The sequence below is a fragment of the Peribacillus psychrosaccharolyticus ATCC 23296 genome (assembly GCF_000305495.1).
Classification (GTDB): Bacteria; Bacillota; Bacilli; order Bacillales; family DSM-1321; genus Peribacillus; species Peribacillus psychrosaccharolyticus.
In genome coordinates this window covers 1-241 of the sequence record NZ_AJTN02000147.1, presented here as the reverse complement: position 1 = coordinate 241, position 241 = coordinate 1, and the positions used below count along the sequence as shown (strand labels likewise).

Sequence of the window (241 nt, the reverse complement as noted above, 5' to 3'; positions counted from 1 at the left end):
ACGAGTCTGCCATTGACAGCCTTAGAAGCGATATATGCTAATAATTCAAGCTGTACGGCCGCTTTTCCACCATATCCCCCGCCAACGAGCGGTGTGTTTACAATAATCTTTCCGATATCTAGAGTAAAGTAATCAGCCAGCAAACGTTTAATCATGAATGGTGCTTGAGATGATGAATGGAGAATGACTTTTCCATCCGCATGAATTTCCGCTAGTGAACATCTTGTCTCCATAGCAGCAT

Annotated in this window: 1 protein-coding gene; it reads right to left on the bottom strand. The window is 43.2% G+C overall.

Annotation, left to right across the window (positions count from 1 at the left end; all coding sequences use genetic code 11):
• Window positions 1–241: molybdopterin cofactor-binding domain-containing protein (locus WYK_RS06495; RefSeq protein ID WP_040373736.1), on the bottom strand; the 241-nt coding region annotated here is incomplete at both ends.